This window comes from Bifidobacterium sp. ESL0825 (assembly GCF_052606465.1).
Genome location: NZ_CP199589.1, coordinates 260,405 through 275,849, shown reverse-complemented (window position 1 = coordinate 275,849; position 15,445 = coordinate 260,405). Strand labels below are relative to the sequence as shown.

General features: G+C 61.8%; 11 protein-coding genes, 1 other RNA gene and 2 pseudogenes. 4 read left to right on the top strand and 10 right to left on the bottom strand.

Going from position 1 to position 15,445, the window contains the following annotated elements:
• Nucleotides 1-33: 33 nt before the first annotated feature.
• Together ACUIAG_RS01070 and ACUIAG_RS01065 are read left to right on the top strand one after the other, a co-directional pair.
• Entirely contained in the window at nucleotides 34-1,269 is a 1,236-nt protein-coding gene (locus ACUIAG_RS01070; RefSeq protein ID WP_445339887.1) for a polyprenyl synthetase family protein, read from the top strand.
• The gene (locus tag ACUIAG_RS01065; protein ID WP_445339886.1) at nucleotides 1,262-3,430 is read left to right on the top strand and encodes a protein kinase domain-containing protein; all 2,169 of its coding nucleotides are present in this window, start codon (nucleotides 1,262-1,264) and stop codon (nucleotides 3,428-3,430) included. Before ACUIAG_RS01070 ends, ACUIAG_RS01065 begins: the two co-directional genes overlap by 8 nt.
• Before the next feature lie 12 nt (nucleotides 3,431-3,442).
• On the opposite strand, the gene ACUIAG_RS01060 is transcribed toward ACUIAG_RS01065, so the two are convergent.
• The gene (locus ACUIAG_RS01060; protein ID WP_144085999.1) at nucleotides 3,443-4,141 is read right to left on the bottom strand and encodes a lysophospholipid acyltransferase family protein; all 699 of its coding nucleotides are present in this window, start codon (nucleotides 4,139-4,141) and stop codon (nucleotides 3,443-3,445) included.
• Between the two features lie 48 nt (nucleotides 4,142-4,189).
• On the opposite strand from ACUIAG_RS01060, the gene ACUIAG_RS01055 reads away from it, so the two are divergent.
• Nucleotides 4,190-4,735: a hypothetical protein gene (locus tag ACUIAG_RS01055; RefSeq protein WP_313842208.1), complete on the top strand. Its 546-nt coding sequence runs from the start codon at nucleotides 4,190-4,192 to the stop codon at nucleotides 4,733-4,735.
• A 96-nt stretch (nucleotides 4,736-4,831) separates the two neighbouring features.
• Here ACUIAG_RS01055 and trpD read toward each other — a convergent pair whose 3' ends face one another.
• From trpD to hpf, 4 genes and pseudogenes are all read right to left on the bottom strand, one after another.
• Nucleotides 4,832-5,932 (bottom strand): anthranilate phosphoribosyltransferase, encoded by a 1,101-nt coding sequence (gene trpD, locus ACUIAG_RS01050; protein WP_445339885.1) that lies wholly within the window; start codon nucleotides 5,930-5,932, stop codon nucleotides 4,832-4,834.
• 231 nt (nucleotides 5,933-6,163) lie between these two features.
• Nucleotides 6,164-6,394, bottom strand: a pseudogene (locus ACUIAG_RS01045) (SEC-C metal-binding domain-containing protein); the annotation flags it as partial.
• A 129-nt stretch (nucleotides 6,395-6,523) separates the two neighbouring features.
• A pseudogene (secA, locus tag ACUIAG_RS01040) lies at nucleotides 6,524-9,124 on the bottom strand (preprotein translocase subunit SecA); the annotation flags it as partial.
• 238 nt (nucleotides 9,125-9,362) lie between these two features.
• Nucleotides 9,363-10,046: a ribosome hibernation-promoting factor, HPF/YfiA family gene (hpf, locus tag ACUIAG_RS01035; RefSeq protein WP_445339884.1), complete on the bottom strand. Its 684-nt coding sequence runs from the start codon at nucleotides 10,044-10,046 to the stop codon at nucleotides 9,363-9,365.
• Nucleotides 10,047-10,223: 177 nt separating this feature from the next.
• Here hpf and rnpB point away from each other — a divergent pair.
• An RNA gene (gene rnpB, locus ACUIAG_RS01030) (RNase P RNA component class A) lies at nucleotides 10,224-10,601 on the top strand.
• A gap of 115 nt (nucleotides 10,602-10,716) precedes the next feature.
• On the opposite strand, the gene ACUIAG_RS01025 is transcribed toward rnpB, so the two are convergent.
• The 5 genes from ACUIAG_RS01025 to ACUIAG_RS01005 all read right to left on the bottom strand — a co-directional run bounded on the left by ACUIAG_RS01025 (nucleotide 10,717) and on the right by ACUIAG_RS01005 (nucleotide 15,333).
• Nucleotides 10,717-11,514 (bottom strand): hypothetical protein, encoded by a 798-nt coding sequence (locus tag ACUIAG_RS01025; protein ID WP_445339883.1) that lies wholly within the window; start codon nucleotides 11,512-11,514, stop codon nucleotides 10,717-10,719.
• 5 nt (nucleotides 11,515-11,519) lie between these two features.
• The gene (locus ACUIAG_RS01020; protein ID WP_445339882.1) at nucleotides 11,520-12,572 is read right to left on the bottom strand and encodes a DNA-processing protein DprA; all 1,053 of its coding nucleotides are present in this window, start codon (nucleotides 12,570-12,572) and stop codon (nucleotides 11,520-11,522) included.
• Between the two features lie 225 nt (nucleotides 12,573-12,797).
• Nucleotides 12,798-13,712 carry a regulatory protein RecX gene (locus ACUIAG_RS01015; RefSeq protein WP_445339881.1) on the bottom strand — a complete coding sequence of 305 codons (915 nt, stop codon included), beginning with the start codon at nucleotides 13,710-13,712 and terminating at the stop codon, nucleotides 12,798-12,800.
• A 4-nt stretch (nucleotides 13,713-13,716) separates the two neighbouring features.
• On the bottom strand, nucleotides 13,717-14,871 hold the full coding sequence (gene recA, locus ACUIAG_RS01010; RefSeq protein WP_144085993.1) for a recombinase RecA: 1,155 nt from the start codon (nucleotides 14,869-14,871) through the stop codon (nucleotides 13,717-13,719).
• A gap of 228 nt (nucleotides 14,872-15,099) precedes the next feature.
• The gene (locus tag ACUIAG_RS01005) at nucleotides 15,100-15,333 is read right to left on the bottom strand and encodes a DUF3046 domain-containing protein (RefSeq protein WP_024627845.1); all 234 of its coding nucleotides are present in this window, start codon (nucleotides 15,331-15,333) and stop codon (nucleotides 15,100-15,102) included.
• Between the last annotated feature and the right edge of the window lie 112 nt (nucleotides 15,334-15,445).

Sequence of the window (15,445 nt, the reverse complement as noted above, 5' to 3'; positions counted from 1 at the left end):
TCGCTGGGCAGATATGCGGATAGGCTCTAAGGCATGAAAAGCGTGACTGCAGCACGGGTCGAACAGCGCATGGAGGAACTGCTCCAGCGCCGTTGCGACCATCTGATTGCTCCAGAGTCCGGACCGGACCAACCCCTGGATCAGAACCCCTCCCAGGAGGCTTTGCAGGAAGTCATCCTCCAGGCAATCGAGGCTGGCCGCGGCGGCAAACGCCTGCGCGCCCTGCTGCTCTGCGACGTCTGGCGGGCTCTGGAGTCCGAGCAGAATCCTGACCGTGAACAGGCGGTAGTTGACCTTGCCTGCGCCTTGGAGGTCTATCAGACCAGCGCGCTGGTCCACGACGACATCATCGACGGCTCCCCCCGTCGTCGGGGCCGCCCTGCCGCCCATCTGGCCCTGAGTCGGGCGGCTGCCGGAAACGATTCGAGCGGCCGGGCGCCCGCAAAACCTGATGCCCGCGGCGCCGGCCTAGGCATCCTCCTTGGCGACCTGCTGGCATCGCTGAGCACGGACATGGCCCTCCAGGCGGCTGCCAAGCTCCCTCAGGGGGCGGCCATCGGCAGGGCCTTTCAAGCCATGCAGACGGCTGTGGTCACCGGCCAGGTCCTGGACATGGGCATGGAGGAGGCCTGTCTGGACGATCCGGGACGCCTGCGCCGCCAGGCCCTGCACACCATGGCCTGGAAGACCGCCTCCTACACCACCCTGGCCCCGCTGGCTCTGGGCCTGCTGGCCTCTGGAGCAGACCTGGAAGAGCATAAAGAGTCCGTGCGCGCCCTGGGTCTGGATCTGGGTCTGGCCTACCAGCTGGCGGATGATCTGCTGGATGTAACAGGCGACGATCGACGTACCGGCAAACCTGTGGGTGGCGATATCCGCGAGGGCAAGCGGACCGTCCTCCTGGCCGACACCCTGGCCATGGCCGATCCTGACCAGGCCAAGGAAATCCGCCGGCTGTACAGTTGCACCTCCCAAGTCCGCAACCAGACCCAGGTGAATATGGTCCGTGACCTGATGCAGTCCTGCGGGGCCGTAGAGGCCAGCCGTCGACGCATGGCTGACCTGTCCGTCCGGGCCCAGGCCCGAGCCCAGGCCCTGGCCGATCGTCTGCATCTGTCGACAGGGGGCCGAACCATATTCCTCAAGGCCTGCCGACGCTTCCTGCCGCTTGCCACCACCGCCGGGTATCATGAACGTGTATCTTCCATTGATGCCGAGGCCGGTCAGGCCTCCGAGGTGCAGAGGGCCGGACAAGACGAGCATGAGTGAAGCGGACGAGAGGACCAGCGACCGGATTATCGACGGGCGCTACCGCATTCTGCGTGAGATCGCACAGGGTGGCATGGCCACGGTCTACGAGGCCTTGGACCAGCGGCTGTCCAGGCATGTGGCGGTCAAGATCATGCACACCATGCTGGCCCAGGGGCCGCACAGGGCCCAGTTCGAGGAGCGCTTCCGCCGGGAGGCCAGGTCCGCGGCTGCCATCGCCAACCCCCACATCGTCCAGGTCTACGACACGGGCGTCGATCAGGGGCTGGATTACCTGGTCATGGAGTATGTCCACGGCATCAGCCTGCGGCGGGACATGGCCCGGCAGGGCGTCTATCCCCTGAAGGAGACCCTGCGCATCCTGGGCGAGGTCCTGGACGGCCTGGCCTCCGCCCACCGAGCCGGTGTCATCCACCGCGACATCAAGCCGGAAAACATCCTCATCAACGACCGCGGCCACGTGGAGATCACCGACTTCGGCCTGGCCCGCGCCGCCGCCCAGGCCACCCTGTCCTCGACGGGCATGCTCATGGGCACGGCCGCCTACCTGGCACCCGAGACCATCGAGAACAATGAGGCCTCCCCCCAGAGCGACCTCTACGCCGTGGGCATTATCGCCTACGAGATGCTGACCGGCACGGTTCCCTTCGCCAGCGACAATCCGGTGACCATCGTCTTCAAGCACGTCCACGAGGACGTCCCCTCCCTGGCTAGGGTCTGCCCGGGAATCGACCCGTCTGTGGCCGCCCTGGTCTCAGAGATGACCGACCGCTCCCCCAAGCATCGCCCGGATGACGCAGGCAAGGCCCTGGAGAGCCTGAGGAAGGTGGTCAAGGGACTGGACCGACAGGCCATGGACTACGTGCTGCCTGCAGGGGCCGCCGCAGCCGCAGCCAGTGGACAGCCCGAGTCCGCCATCGCCGGAACCTCTGAGCACGCGGCTGCGGCACCCAGCGACGGCGCCGAAGAGGCAGCCACAGACCCGGAGAATTCGGACACGGTTCCGTCTGTGCCCGCCCCGCCGGAAACCGATGCGGAGGCAGCGACCAGACGCTATCGGCTCAACGATGTGGACACCCCCTCCCGAGCCGAGACCACGACCGTTCTGCAGCCTCAGGATCCGACAGCATCTTCCGCCGATGCGAAGATCATGCAGCCAGGCGCTGAAACGGCTCAACCCAAGCACCGGCATCGGGGCTTGATCATCGTGTTGGTGGTTCTGCTGGTCCTGGCCCTGGCAGGAGGCGGCGGTGGCGCCTGGTGGTACTTCCTGGGTCCGGGCAGCTATGTCGCCCTGCCCAAGCCGGATGACGTCTCCTGCTCCGAGAGCCAGGAGTGCAAGGTCGTCGGCGCCGACTTCGCCAAGTACGCCCGCACACTCAAGGTCGCCGGCATCCAGGTCGATACCGCCTATGACTTCAGCGACCAGGTGGCCAAGGGAGCCGTCATGGCCGCGGATCCCGATACGGTCGGAGCCCATATCAGCAAGAGGGGCGGCAGGCTCAAATTGACCGTCTCCAAGGGGGTGCGCCAGGCCACGGTGCCCAAGGACATCCTCACGCCGGAAACACCCAATGGCAAGGATCCGGTGCAGGCTCTGAAGGCAGCCGGGTTCGACAGGATAGACCACGACACCTCCAAGGACCAGTACTCCATGGACATCCCCGAGGGAGCGGCCATTTCAGTGGATCCGGCACCAGGGACCAAGACCCGCCACGATGCCAAGGTCAGCCTGGTCCTGTCCAAGGGTCGCATGCCCGTGGCCATGCCCGATATCGTCGGCAAGGCCAGGGATGAGGCCAAGGCGGCCCTGGAAGCCCTTCGGCTCAAGGTCAGCTACAGCGAGGACTGGTCTGACAAGGTGCCACGCAACCAGGTGATCTCCGCCTCCCACCAGGCCCAGGAGCAGCTGCACTGGGGCGATGTGGTCAACGTGGTGATCTCCAAGGGGCCGCAGTCCATCACCATGCCCGACGTGAAAGGCAAGAGCCAGGACGAGGCCACCAGGATCCTGGAGGGATACGGGCTCAAGGTCAACATCTCCGCTCCCTTGGGCAACCTGACCCACACGGTGCGCATCCAGGACCCCAATCCCGGCAGTCAGGTCAAGGTGCTCAACGATGACGGCTCGCCGGCCGTCGTGACCCTGACTGTGGTCTGAACTGCCGGGAAGTCAGTCCAGTTCCTGGTTGTTCTCATGGTTTTCATGCGCCTTGATGACCTGGGCATACACGTCCACGTAGCGTTGCCCGCTCATCTCCTGGATCTCCTGCATGATCCGGTCGGTCAGGTTGCGAATCTCCTCGTGGGTGAGGCTGTTGACCGGAACGTAGGGCACGGTGATGGGCTTGCCGTAGATGACCTTGGTCCGGCCCTTATGCGGAATCACATGGCCGGGCTCCTGAAGCTGCCTGGTGCCGATGATGGCTGCTGGCACCACCGTCGTCCCGGTCTCGAAAGCCAGCCGCGCCGCCCCGGTGTGCCCCCGGTAAAGCCTGCCGTCAGGGCTGCGCGTGCCCTCCGGATGGATGCCGAAGATGTGCCCGTGCTCAAGGATGGAACGAGCCGTTTCCATGGCGCCCAGCGACTTGGAGCCGCCTGACCTGTCCACGGGAAAGACACCGACCGAGCTGAACCACCACTTCTTGAACTTGCCCTTGATCCCCTTGCCGTTGAAATACTCGGCCTTGCCCATGAAGTGGATCATCCGAGGGCAGGTGATGGGCAGGAGGGCGTCGTCGATGACGGCCAGATGGTTGGAGGCGATGATGGCAGCCCCCTGCTTGGGAATGTTCTCCGTGCCTTCAACGGTCGGTTTGAACCAGGTACGCGCCAACGGACCGAGCAGTTTGACGAAGAACCAGTACAGCACAGAGACTCCTTGGTAGCGAATGCGTGCGGCCGAGGTTACGATGGTTCTATGACCGAGCACAAGCATAACGACGCCGGGAAACAGTATAACAGCGAGGCGGGAACCGGGTCCCCACAGGGGGACGAGGAATGGGCGGACTTCCTGAACTCGCACGCTGACGAGCTGGGTTCCCTGGAATCGTCCAGGACGGCCAAGGAATTCGAGAAGAAGGCTCGAAAGTCCGAGAAAAAGGCAGCGCTGAGGGCCGAGGACCTGAAGCGCGACTCCTTCGTCGGCGGCTCCGGGCCTCGCGATTTCCAAGGCAGCAGCTGGCTGGACACCGACGAGGTCATGGACCAGTCGTCGAACTTTGTGCCGCCCAACCCCGACCTGAGCGACCTGGGCAAAAGGCGGGTGGCCTTCATGATCATGACGGCGCTGGGCCTGGTCTGCTTCTTCCTGACCATCTTCATCCCCCGCTGGTCCGGCTTGACCGGCCTGCTGGCGGGACTGCTCCTGCTGATAGGCATCGCAGGACTGATCATCGACCGGAAGAATTTCCGCGACGATTCAAGCGGGCTCTTCGATGACGACCAACGGCACTACCGGCGATAATGCCGTGTGCCGCCGTATACAAGCCTCCAAAACAGTCGGGCCTCGCTGGCAGAGAGATCAGCCAGCGAGGCCCGAACAGGCTTGGCAGCCGCGAACCTAGACTAAGACCGGACGGGATGCCCGATTCTCTTGCTGGCAGCGGGACTGCGCTTCCTGGGCTCCGTGGATCCAGGCTGCCAGCAGGTCGGCGGCCCTGCCCTGGTCCACAACCTCGGTAGCCAGTTGATAGGCCTGGGCAAACCGCACGTTCAGATCAGCCTCGGGACCGGCGTCGATCTTTGTGCCGTCAGCCACGATGGCCGAGGCCGCATTGAGCAGGGCCGTGGAACGGGAGGGAACCGACTTTCCAGCCAGAAAGTCCCTGACGACGCTGGCGTTGAAGGCCGGATCGCCGCCGCGCAGGTCACCCAAATCCACCGGGTCGAGGCCCAGTTCACGGGTCGGGTCGAAGGAGCGTTCCTCCACCTTGCCCTGGTGGATCTCCCAAATGGAGACCGGACCGGTCGGGGCCATCTCGTCCAGGCCCTCGACCGAGGTGTAGACCATGCCCTCCTGGCCGCGTGAGGCATAGACCTGGGCCATCATGGGGCTCAGCTGACGTTGCGCGCATCCGATGGCCACATAGCGGGGGTTGACCGGATTGGTCAGGGGTCCCAGGAGGTTGAAGACGGTCGGAATCCCTAGCGACGAGCGAACAGGCCCGGCAAACCGCATGGCAGGGTGGAAGGTCTTGGCGAAGACGAAGGTGATGCCGTAGCGGTCTGCCATGGCAGCCACCTCCTGCGGCGGCAGATCCAAGGGCAGGCCCAGCTGCTCCAGGCAGTCGGCGGTGCCGCTCTTGCTGGATGCGGCCCGGTTGCCGTGCTTGACGATTCTGACCCCTGCTGCGGCAGCCACGATGGCACCCATGGTCGACAGGTTGACCGTCGCTGCCCCATCGCCGCCGGTGCCGACGATGTCGGTCACGTCACCCCTGACCTTCAGCGGCACAGCATGGCCCACCATGGCCTTGGCGGCCCCTTCGACCTCCGGGCTGGTCAGCCCTAGGGTGGACTGCATGGACAGGGCGGCGCCCACCTGCACCGGGTCGGCATTGCCGTCCATCAGGTCGTTCATGCACCACTCGGCCTCATCCGCGCTCAGGTGTCGACCGGACACCAAGGAGTTCAGGACGGATTTCCAGCTAAGTGGCCGCATGATGACTCTTTTCCCTTTGAAGAAGCGGGGCCGGATGCCCCGCTGTTTGCTCTAGGTTTACTGCCCTGCCCCTCCCCTGCACAAGGTCATCCCATATTTTGGTCACTTTGCTACCAATATATGGATGCTGGCAATCCAATATATGAAAGCGGCCACCGCCCTTGCGAGCGATGGCCGTCAACCAGATCAGCAACCCTATCTGCAGAAGCCGCTAATGCTTACGCGTACCTGTCATTTCTTCTCGTTCTGACCGTGGCACATCTTGTACTTGCGTCCGGAACCGCAGGGGCAAGGTGCGTTGCGGGGCGTGCCCGGGAAGGTGCGGCCGTCGGCCCAGGGCGAGTGGTCCTCTACGGCCTTGGGCCTCTTATTGGCAGGAACCTTGCCCTCGGCATGGCTGATGGGCGCAGGCCCGACCGGAGCCGGGGCCGAATCCTCGGGAGCCTCAGAGTCCTCGGCGGACGTGCTCAGACCCGACCGGGCGTCAGCAGCATCCTCGTCGGAGTCCTCCTGGAGGCTGCCTGCCGGAGCATCTTCATCACGCTCCTCGGCCGTCTCGTCGATGTCGGTGGTCTCATCCTCGGCGTCAGGCTCTTCAGGCGCCTGGTAGTTGACCTCTTCGGACTGGCTCCCCTCGTTTTCTTCGCGTTCTTCGCGGGCCCGCCGCTCGTTCTCCTGGCTGGCGGCAATTTGCTTGAGGTCCACGTTGAAGAGCAGCTGCACGGTCTGCTCCTTGATGGCGTCGATCATGGAGTTGTACATCTGGTAGCCCTCGCGCTGGTACTCGACCAGGGGGTCGCGCTGACCCATGCCACGCAGGCCGATGCCGTCCTTGAGGTAGTCCATCTCGTAGAGGTGCTCGCGCCACTTGCTGTCCAGGACGGAGAGGACCACCTGGCGCTCCAGCTGCCTTGAGCCCTTCTCGCCCAGTTCATCCTCGCGATCCTGATAGATGGACTCGGCATCCTCCACGATCTTGTCCGCCAGGGCCTTGACGGCCTTGTCACCCTTCAGACCCTCCAGGGAGTCCATGGTCTCGTCCTGGTCGAGACTGATCGGATAGACGGAGGCCAGCGCCTTCCAGAGCCCGTCGGCATCCCATTCCTGAGGCTTGTCCGAGCCGTTCTGCGCCCCATGGATGTATGAAGTCACGGTCTCGCGGATGAAGCGAAGGATGTTCTGGTGGATGTCCTCGCCCTTGAGCACGGCCTGACGCTCGCCGTAGATGACCTGGCGCTGCTTGTTCATCACATCGTCGTACTTGAGCACGTTCTTGCGGATCTCGTAGTTGCGGGATTCAACGGACTTCTGCGCATTGCGCACACCCTTGGAGACGCTCTTGGTGCCGATGGGCTGACCTTCGGGCAGGCTCTTGGAGGACATCATTCGGGCCACCAGCTGGGTGTTGAACAGGCGCATCAGGTCATCCTCCAGGCTCAGGTAGAACCTGGACTCACCGGGGTCGCCCTGACGGCCGGAACGGCCGCGCAGCTGGTTGTCGATGCGGCGGGACTCGTGCCGTTCGGTGCCCAGCACGTAGAGGCCACCCAGCTTGACAACCTCCTCATGCTCATCCTTGACCTGTTCCTTGACGGAATCCAGCATCTTGGGCCAGCGCTTCTCATACTCCTCGGGGGTGTCGTCGGGCGAGTAGCCCTGCTCCTTGAGCTTCTGATCGGCGAGGAACTCCACGTTCCCGCCCAGCATGATGTCGGTGCCGCGCCCGGCCATGTTGGTGGCCACGGTCACGGCCCCCTTGCGCCCTGCCACGGCTACGACGGCAGCCTCGCGCGCATGCTGCTTGGCGTTGAGCACCTGGTGGTCGATGCCGGCCACGTCCAGCAGGGAGGAGACCACCTCGGAGGACTCCACGGATGCGGTGCCCAGCAGGATGGGCTGGCCCTTGGCATGCCGCTTGGCTACGTCCCGGACGATGGCGGCCAGCTTCTCCTTCTTGGAGCGGTAGATCAGATCGTCCTGATCCTTGCGGATCATGGGCTTGTTGGTGGGGATGGGCAGCACGCCCAGCTTGTAGGTGTTCATGAACTCGGCGGCCTCGGTCTCGGCCGTGCCGGTCATGCCCGCCAGCTTGTCGTACATGCGGAAGTAGTTCTGCAGGGTGATGGTGGCGAAGGTCTGGTTCTCGGCCTTGACCTCCACGCCCTCCTTGGCCTCGATGGCCTGGTGGAGGCCCTCGTTGTAGCGGCGGCCCTTGAGCAGACGGCCGGTGTGCTCGTCCACGATCAGGACCTCGCCGTTCTGGACCACGTAGTCGCGGTCGCGCAGGAAGAGCTCCTTGGCCTTGATGGCGTTGTTCAGGTACCCGATCAGGGCGGTGTTGGCAGGCTCGTAGAGGTTGTCGATGCCCAGGTAGTCCTCCACCTTGGTGATGCCCGGATCCAGGATGCCGACGACCTTCTTCTTCTCGTCGACCTCGTAGTCCTCGTCCCTGGTCAGCTTGGGGACCAGCTTGGCAAACTGCCGGTACCATCGGGTCACGTCGCCCTCGGCGGGTCCGGAGATGATCAGAGGAGTCCGTGCCTCGTCGATCAGGATGGAATCCACCTCGTCCACGATGGCGAAATGGTGGCCGCGCTGGACCAGCTCGTCCTTGTCCCAGGCCATGTTGTCGCGCAGGTAGTCGAAGCCGAATTCGTTGTTGGTGCCGTAGGTGATGTCCGCCTGGTACTGCTTGCGGCGCTCGTTGGGGCGCTGGTCGGTGATGATGCAGCCCACGCTCATGCCCAGGAAGCGGAAGATGCGCCCCATGAGCTCGCTCTGGTAGGAGGCCAGGTAGTCGTTGACCGTGACCACGTGCACGCCCTTGCCCTCCAGGGCATTCAGATAGCTGGGCAGGGTGGCCACCAGGGTCTTGCCCTCGCCGGTCTTCATCTCGGCGATGTTGCCCCAGTGCAGGGCCGCGCCGCCCATCAGCTGGACGTCGAAGTGCCGCTGGCCCAGGGTGCGCTTGGAAACCTCGCGAACCGTGGCGAAGGCTTCGGGCATCAGGGAATCGAGGGATTCGCCGTTCTCCAGTCGCTGCTTGAACTTGGGCGTCTGCGCCTTGAGCTCCTCATCGCTCATGGCCGAGATCTGATCCTCGAAGGCGTTGGTCGCCTTGGCCACCCCCTGAAGCTTGCGAATCTGACGACCCTCGCCCATACGGAGGACCTTGTCCAAGACTGCTACCACGTTGCGCTCCCTACCGTTCTTTTATGGCCTTCGCACGCCCTCAGCTGACGTAGGCCCAGACCTTGATTATCTTACGCGAATGCACCGATTTTCTCGAAACCGATTATTCCATAAACCCAACTGCGGCCTTGGCAGCCGGACAAGGCATTGAAGAAGGGCGATTCTCCGCGCGTCAGGCCAATTTGCCGCCGGGGAATCGCCCCACAGTTCAATATCCGCTCGTCTATCCGTTTTGCTGTTACTTCTTCTGGCCTACATGCTCAGGCGTATCGATCTCGAAGACGCCGTAGCTCCATCCGTGCCGGCGATAGACCACCGACGGCCGCTGGGTCTCCTTGTTGACGAAGAGGAAGAAGTCGTGGCCGATCAGCTCCATCTCGTAGAGGGCCTCGTCGATGCTCATGGGCTCGGCGATGTGCAGCTTGCGGCGGATGACGATGGGGGTGTCCCCCACCTGCACCTCGACCGACTGGCCCGGAGCCAGGTCCGAGGCCACGGCGCTCTGAGCGCTGTTGTCGGGGTTGGACTCCTGGCCCTGGTCTCCCTGATCGCCCTCATCGCCTGTCTGATCCTCCACGGGCAGGTCGGCGGGCAGGGGCGGATGCTCAAGTCCCCGGCGGTGGTCCTTGCGGCGGTCGCGGACCCGGCGCAGACGCTGGGTCAGCTTGTCCAGGGCCATGTCCAGTGCGCTGAACTCGTCGGCGCTGGAGGCCTCGGCGCGGATCACGGTCTTGCCGGCCTGGACCGTGAGCTCCACCCTCTTGGCGCTGTCAGCCTGGCGGGGATTGCCTTCATGTGTCAGAACGACCTGGATGCGCTGGGCATCGGGGGCGATGGCCGTCACCCTGTTCATCTTGCTGTCCACAACATCGCGGAACCGCTGCTTGATTTGGGTATGTCGACCGGTAATGACGATCTCCATGGGAATCTCCTTGCACTTGTGAGCGGACGAACCGCTGGTGCGATGGCGGACTTGGTCACCATCGACTGTGCTTCCGATTGTATCCGAAGAGCAGGGCTGACTCACTGATTGAGCTTGAGGCCAGAGCGGGATCCTGGCCGTTGGTCCGGTCGTTCAGTTCCGCTATGCTGAATCCCCGAGACCTCTCGGATGGCCGCGGCCCCTCCTCCTGGGAAGGGCTGAGGAACTTCCGGGCTCCACAGAGCACGATGGCGGATAACGTCCGCCCAGGGCGACCTGAGAGATAGCGCAACAGAGAACAGACCGCTCGCCTGGCAAAGGCGGGCAAGGGTGAAACGGCGGTGTAAGAGACCACCGGGTCGACGGTAACGCCGACCGCATGGCAAGCCTCATCGGGAGCAAGGCCAAGCAGAAGGCATTCAGGGGCTGCTCGTCCCGCCTTCGGGTAGGCCGCTAGAGCCTGGCGGCAACGTCAGGTCGAGATGGATGGCCATCCGTCGTCCGGATTTTCATCCGGTCGATGACAGAACCCGGGGTATATGAGAGGTCTCATCTTCTTCCCCTCAGCTGCTTTGATGCTTGCGATCAGCATAGGGCAGCTAAGGCAGCTATCGAGTCCGTTCTGAAACCAAAATGCAGACGACGTCGCTAATGACGGATCCTTGGGAAATCACCGTTCAACGCATCTCCTCCATGGACACCATCCCCTTGTATAGTGATCGCCATTAATGAAGTCTTTAAGCAAACTAGGCCCAAGCGATTTGATGAAGGATTCGTCTGCTATGCGAGTTACGCAGTAGATGGATACGCGGGAGGCACTTGCCTCTTTGAGACAGATGCTAGCTGATTGTGCTGTACTTCCCGTCACCCAGGAGTCATCGATCAGAAGCACGTGGTGTAAGCAGCTTGCTCGAACAGGACTTGCAATTGAGAAGGCTTCACCATCTAGACTACGGGTCTTGGCCTTGTTGGCCCGCAGCCTCACCTCAGGTAAGAAAGGAATTAGCTTTGCCACTAACTGATGGAGTGGATGATCCTGACCATATCGTTTTGAATTCTTCGTCGAAGGAATCACAGCCCATGCCGTTACAGGTGTGTTCGCCTGAACACCTATGCAAGACAGGTGCCCAAGAATATGCAGAGCAAGTATAGAAGTGACGATTGTTCGGTGCTCCTTGGCAGAAGGCAATTGCTCTTTGTAGTCACGGATGACTTTGTATGTCTGTTCCCAATCTTCAACTGCATAAAAGCCACAAGCAATTTGGTCAGCTAACTGATTCTGGCATTGCTGCCTTTGTGCTTCACGCAAGGTCTGGTTACAGGACCAGCACCTATCATATTGATTTTGCTTGAAACCCCCACAGATTGCACATACATTATCATGCTTTGACTGATAAACGACAGGCTTTAAATAGCTGCCAGCTTTCCCTCGCAGCAACTGATCAAGTCTGATTTTCTGGTTATCCACGTTGATTACCCCATGCCAACATAATTGGCATAAGCGCTTGCTTGGGCAACTATGCCGTTTATTGCGTCTTGCAGGTCACTGTTGACCTCTTGTATCGAGTTGATGGCGTTGGCTACCTCATCCACATTAGATACGACGTAGACATTGGGCTTGTCAACCAAGCGCTTGCCCCATTCAGTATGGTCAACCACGGCGTCGCGCATAATGATCGGGCGGCCATGATGCTGGGCCTGCCGAGCCTGAACACGGGTGCCGGAATATTCATGAGCTTCAACGATAACCGTAGCGATCCCGTAGCCGCTCATGGTGGCATTACGCGCAGGAAAGGTCCACTTCGTGGGCCCCTGCCAGGGCCAGAACTGCGAAAACACTTGGCCGTTATGTTCGATGAGCTCCTGAAGATGACGATTTTTTGCGGGGTAGTACTTCCCTATGCCCGTACCGATGAAAGCCACCGTACGACCATGCTCCTGCAGAGCACGATGATGGGCCTCAGCATCCACACCCAGGGCCAGGCCGGCGATGACAGTCAGACCTTTACTCACGAGCATTGTCGCGACATCAGAAGCGAAATGCAAAGCCTCCTGTCCTGCATTGCGCGAACCGACGACGCTGACACCCAAATCCTGTTGATTGGGGCTGAGGAAACGCCCCTTGGAAAACAGAAACGGAGGCATATCGACGACTTCACGCAGGCTCAACGGATACCGTTCGTCAAGGACCGACACCATATCCAAACCCTGCTTTTCCCAGTTCCGAACCAGAGTTTCAGCCTCTTCGTGGGCCTGCAAGAGCTGCACACGACGTTGCGTGGTAACCGGTACGTCATCCTCTCCCAACAACATCATCTGAGTGCGGTCATCATACTCATCATCCTCATCGGGGTCATCCAGCCGATGATGCTGCGGGTCAAGCTCATGCTCAAAGACTTGGATAGCGCTACCCTGGCGTACAACCTTTTCAGCGATGGAGCTCCAGGTGTCACGAGATTTGTCAATGGTTCTGAGCAGGGCTACAAGTGCTGCATTTTCCTGCAGAAGTTCACTCTTTTCGAGCATCCGACACCTCACCTTCTAGCAAATTCAAAGCAGCAATTGTCCGCTACATCAAGCCTAGACGCTGTTTGTGAAAGCGAGACCAAAGGTCTTGAGACGTGATTCACGCATACGGACTGGAATGGTTCGAATGGCAGACATCCAGCCGGAGCAGCTCGGGAATACAACCATAGCCGCATATTGCTTTGCTTTCCTTCACTGTGAAAACCGATAAGTCCATGGCACACCTCAATCGAGAGGGTCGTCAGAAACGAAAAGGTCGGCTGCCACCTGGTTGAGGAGGCCGGGAGAGTGGCCCTTGCGCGATCCAGCACTCCAGAATCGCCGTTTACGCACTTTGAGATCAAGTCCGGCTGTCTTCCGGGCCACCTTGCGACCGAGCTCGTAGGCGGAGTCGACGAAGAGTCCCTCACGAGAGGCCTGAGCGACTACCTGCGCAGCCAGCCCCCGATCCAAACCCTTGCGGGTCATCTCCGAGAGCACACCCCGCTCCCCCATGGTGCGATGCAGACAGGAACGCAGAAGATCCTGGGCATAGTCCCGGTCATCCAACAGGCCCAACTTGGTCAGCCGGTCGATCACCTGATCGACCACGTTCGTATCAAACCCCTTGTCGACCAGACGGCGGGCCAGAGCCCCGCTTGAACGGGCCGCCGCATCCAGCAGGGTCAGAGCAACCTCCCGGCAAGCATCCGCATCATCGGCATCTGCTCGCGGAGCTACAGGCGCGGACCCACCGCCAAAGCCGCCGGCACGTGGGCGACGGCCACGACGGCGGGTTCTTCTATCGGAACTACGGGCAGAACGGCGACCACGAGAATGGCGACCTGCCAGGGATTCATCACCCATATCGGCATTGGCAGCACTGTCTGCATCTTCCAGACTGCCTCCGAATCGGGCGCCATGCCCAAGACCCAGGACAGGAGACTGCACCAGGCGGCTGTCCTCCTTGAAGCTGTCATCCTTCTGCTCAAGGGCAGGATCAAGGACTGACACCGACTCTGCTGGAACAGGCGCACCCGCAGAGTCTGGCTGCAACTGGTCCGACCGAGGATTCTTCGACTCTGTGCTGGAGCCGGCAGGATCCTCGGTCTGCGCCAGTCGGACTGGATTTTCCTTGAGGAAGTCCTCGGCCGAGATCATCAGGTCATGCAGCCTGGGCCGTGGGCACAGTGCTGTTGATGTCGACGGGAGCCGAGTCGTCTTCCTTGCTGTCTTGGCCAGCATCAGCCTGGTCGGCCTTGTCGTCCTCGGAGGGAGCGGGAATAAGGCCGAAGGCGACCTTGACCTTATCTTCGATCTCCTTGGTCAGGCCGGGGTTGTCCTTGAGGAACTGACGGACGTTCTCCCTGCCCTGACCCAGCTGATCGCCCTCATAGGTGAACCAGGAGCCCGACTTCTTGACAATGTTGGTCTGCAGGGCCATGTCCAGAACCGAACCCTCCTTGGAGATGCCCTCTCCGTAGAGAATGTCGAATTCGGCCACCTTGAAGGGCGGGGCCATCTTGTTCTTGACCACCTTGACCTTGGTGCGGTTGCCCACTGCCTCGTCGCCGTTCTTCAGCGTCTGGATGCGGCGGATGTCCAGGCGGACCGAGGCGTAGAACTTCAGGGCCTTGCCGCCGGTGGTGGTCTCCGGGCTGCCGAAGAAGACGCCGATCTTCTCCCTGAGCTGGTTGATGAAGATGGCTGTGGTGTTGGCCTGGGACAGGGCGCCGGTCATCTTGCGCAGGGCCTGGCTCATCAGCCTGGCCTGCAGACCCACATGGCTGTCGCCCATGTCGCCCTCGATCTCGGCCTTGGGCACCAGGGCGGCCACCGAGTCGATGACGATGACATCCAGGGCGCCCGACCGGATCAGCATGTCGGCGATCTCCAGCGCCTGCTCGCCGTTGTCCGGCTGGGAGACGATCAGGGAGTCCGTGTCCACACCCAGCTTCTTGGCGTACTCGGGATCCAGAGCGTGCTCGGCATCGATGAAGGCCGCCACTCCACCGCCGGCCTGTGCATTGGCCACCGCATGCAGGGCCAGGGTGGTCTTGCCCGAGGATTCCGGACCGTAGATCTCGACGATGCGGCCGCGGGGCAGTCCGCCGATGCCCAGGGCCATGTCCAAGGCCAGGGACCCGGTGGGAATGACCTCCACATCCTGGGCAGGCTTGTCGCCCAGACGCATGGCCGAACCCTTGCCGAAGCTCTTCTCCACCTGCGCGAGGGCCGTGTTCAAGGCTGCCTGGCGACGGGGGTCGATCCCGCCCTCTTCTTCCTTCTTCGCCTTGCCACTGTTGCTCTGACGTGCCATATGGCTCTCCTTCTTCGTAACCGACCTCACGATGACGACATCCTGATTGACGACCTCACGATTGACAGCCTATCCGCCGTCGGAACCTGTCTGCGGTCCCGGCGCCCGATGTGGTCGAACGTGCCGATGGTCACCGGACCATGGGTATCAGTATACCCGACCATGCGAACAAATGTTCGAAAATCGCCTGGAATGGAAAATAAATTCGCGGAGGATAAAACCCGCCGATCAGGCTGCCGGCAGGGGCGGCGCATTGTGGTCCTTTCCCCAGCGCCGGGAGTCGGGAATCTCCATCTGATCGCAGAGCACGTTCCAGACCACGCGCGGCTCCACACCCGCATCCAGGGCCTCTATTACGGTCATGGCATCCAGGGCGGTCAGCCTTTGGTCACGGGCCAGACTGCGTCCGTAGACCCGGCCGAAGACCTCCTCCAGCAGCTGCCAGAATTCCCGTTCACGCACCCGACATCACCTTTCGTCCAAAACCCACCCTGTCACACCCCTTCTACGGTAGCAACCGACAGTCAGCAGAAGAGGGCGCCTGGTTCCTCAGAACCGGACGCCCTCAAGAACG

What these genes read in the sequence shown, in the direction of transcription:
- ACUIAG_RS01070 (WP_445339887.1), top strand. Translation starts at nt 34, where the DNA reads ATGAAAAGCGTGACTGCAGCACGGGTCGAACAGCGCATGGAGGAACTG.
- ACUIAG_RS01065 (WP_445339886.1), top strand. Translation starts at nt 1,262, where the DNA reads ATGAGTGAAGCGGACGAGAGGACCAGCGACCGGATTATCGACGGGCGC.
- ACUIAG_RS01055 (WP_313842208.1), top strand. Translation starts at nt 4,190, where the DNA reads ATGACCGAGCACAAGCATAACGACGCCGGGAAACAGTATAACAGCGAG.
- trpD (WP_445339885.1), bottom strand. Translation starts at nt 5,932, where the DNA reads ATGCGGCCACTTAGCTGGAAATCCGTCCTGAACTCCTTGGTGTCCGGT.
- hpf (WP_445339884.1), bottom strand. Translation starts at nt 10,046, where the DNA reads ATGGAGATCGTCATTACCGGTCGACATACCCAAATCAAGCAGCGGTTC.
- ACUIAG_RS01020 (WP_445339882.1), bottom strand. Translation starts at nt 12,572, where the DNA reads ATGCTCGAAAAGAGTGAACTTCTGCAGGAAAATGCAGCACTTGTAGCC.
- ACUIAG_RS01015 (WP_445339881.1), bottom strand. Translation starts at nt 13,712, where the DNA reads ATGATCTCGGCCGAGGACTTCCTCAAGGAAAATCCAGTCCGACTGGCG.
- recA (WP_144085993.1), bottom strand. Translation starts at nt 14,871, where the DNA reads ATGGCACGTCAGAGCAACAGTGGCAAGGCGAAGAAGGAAGAAGAGGGC.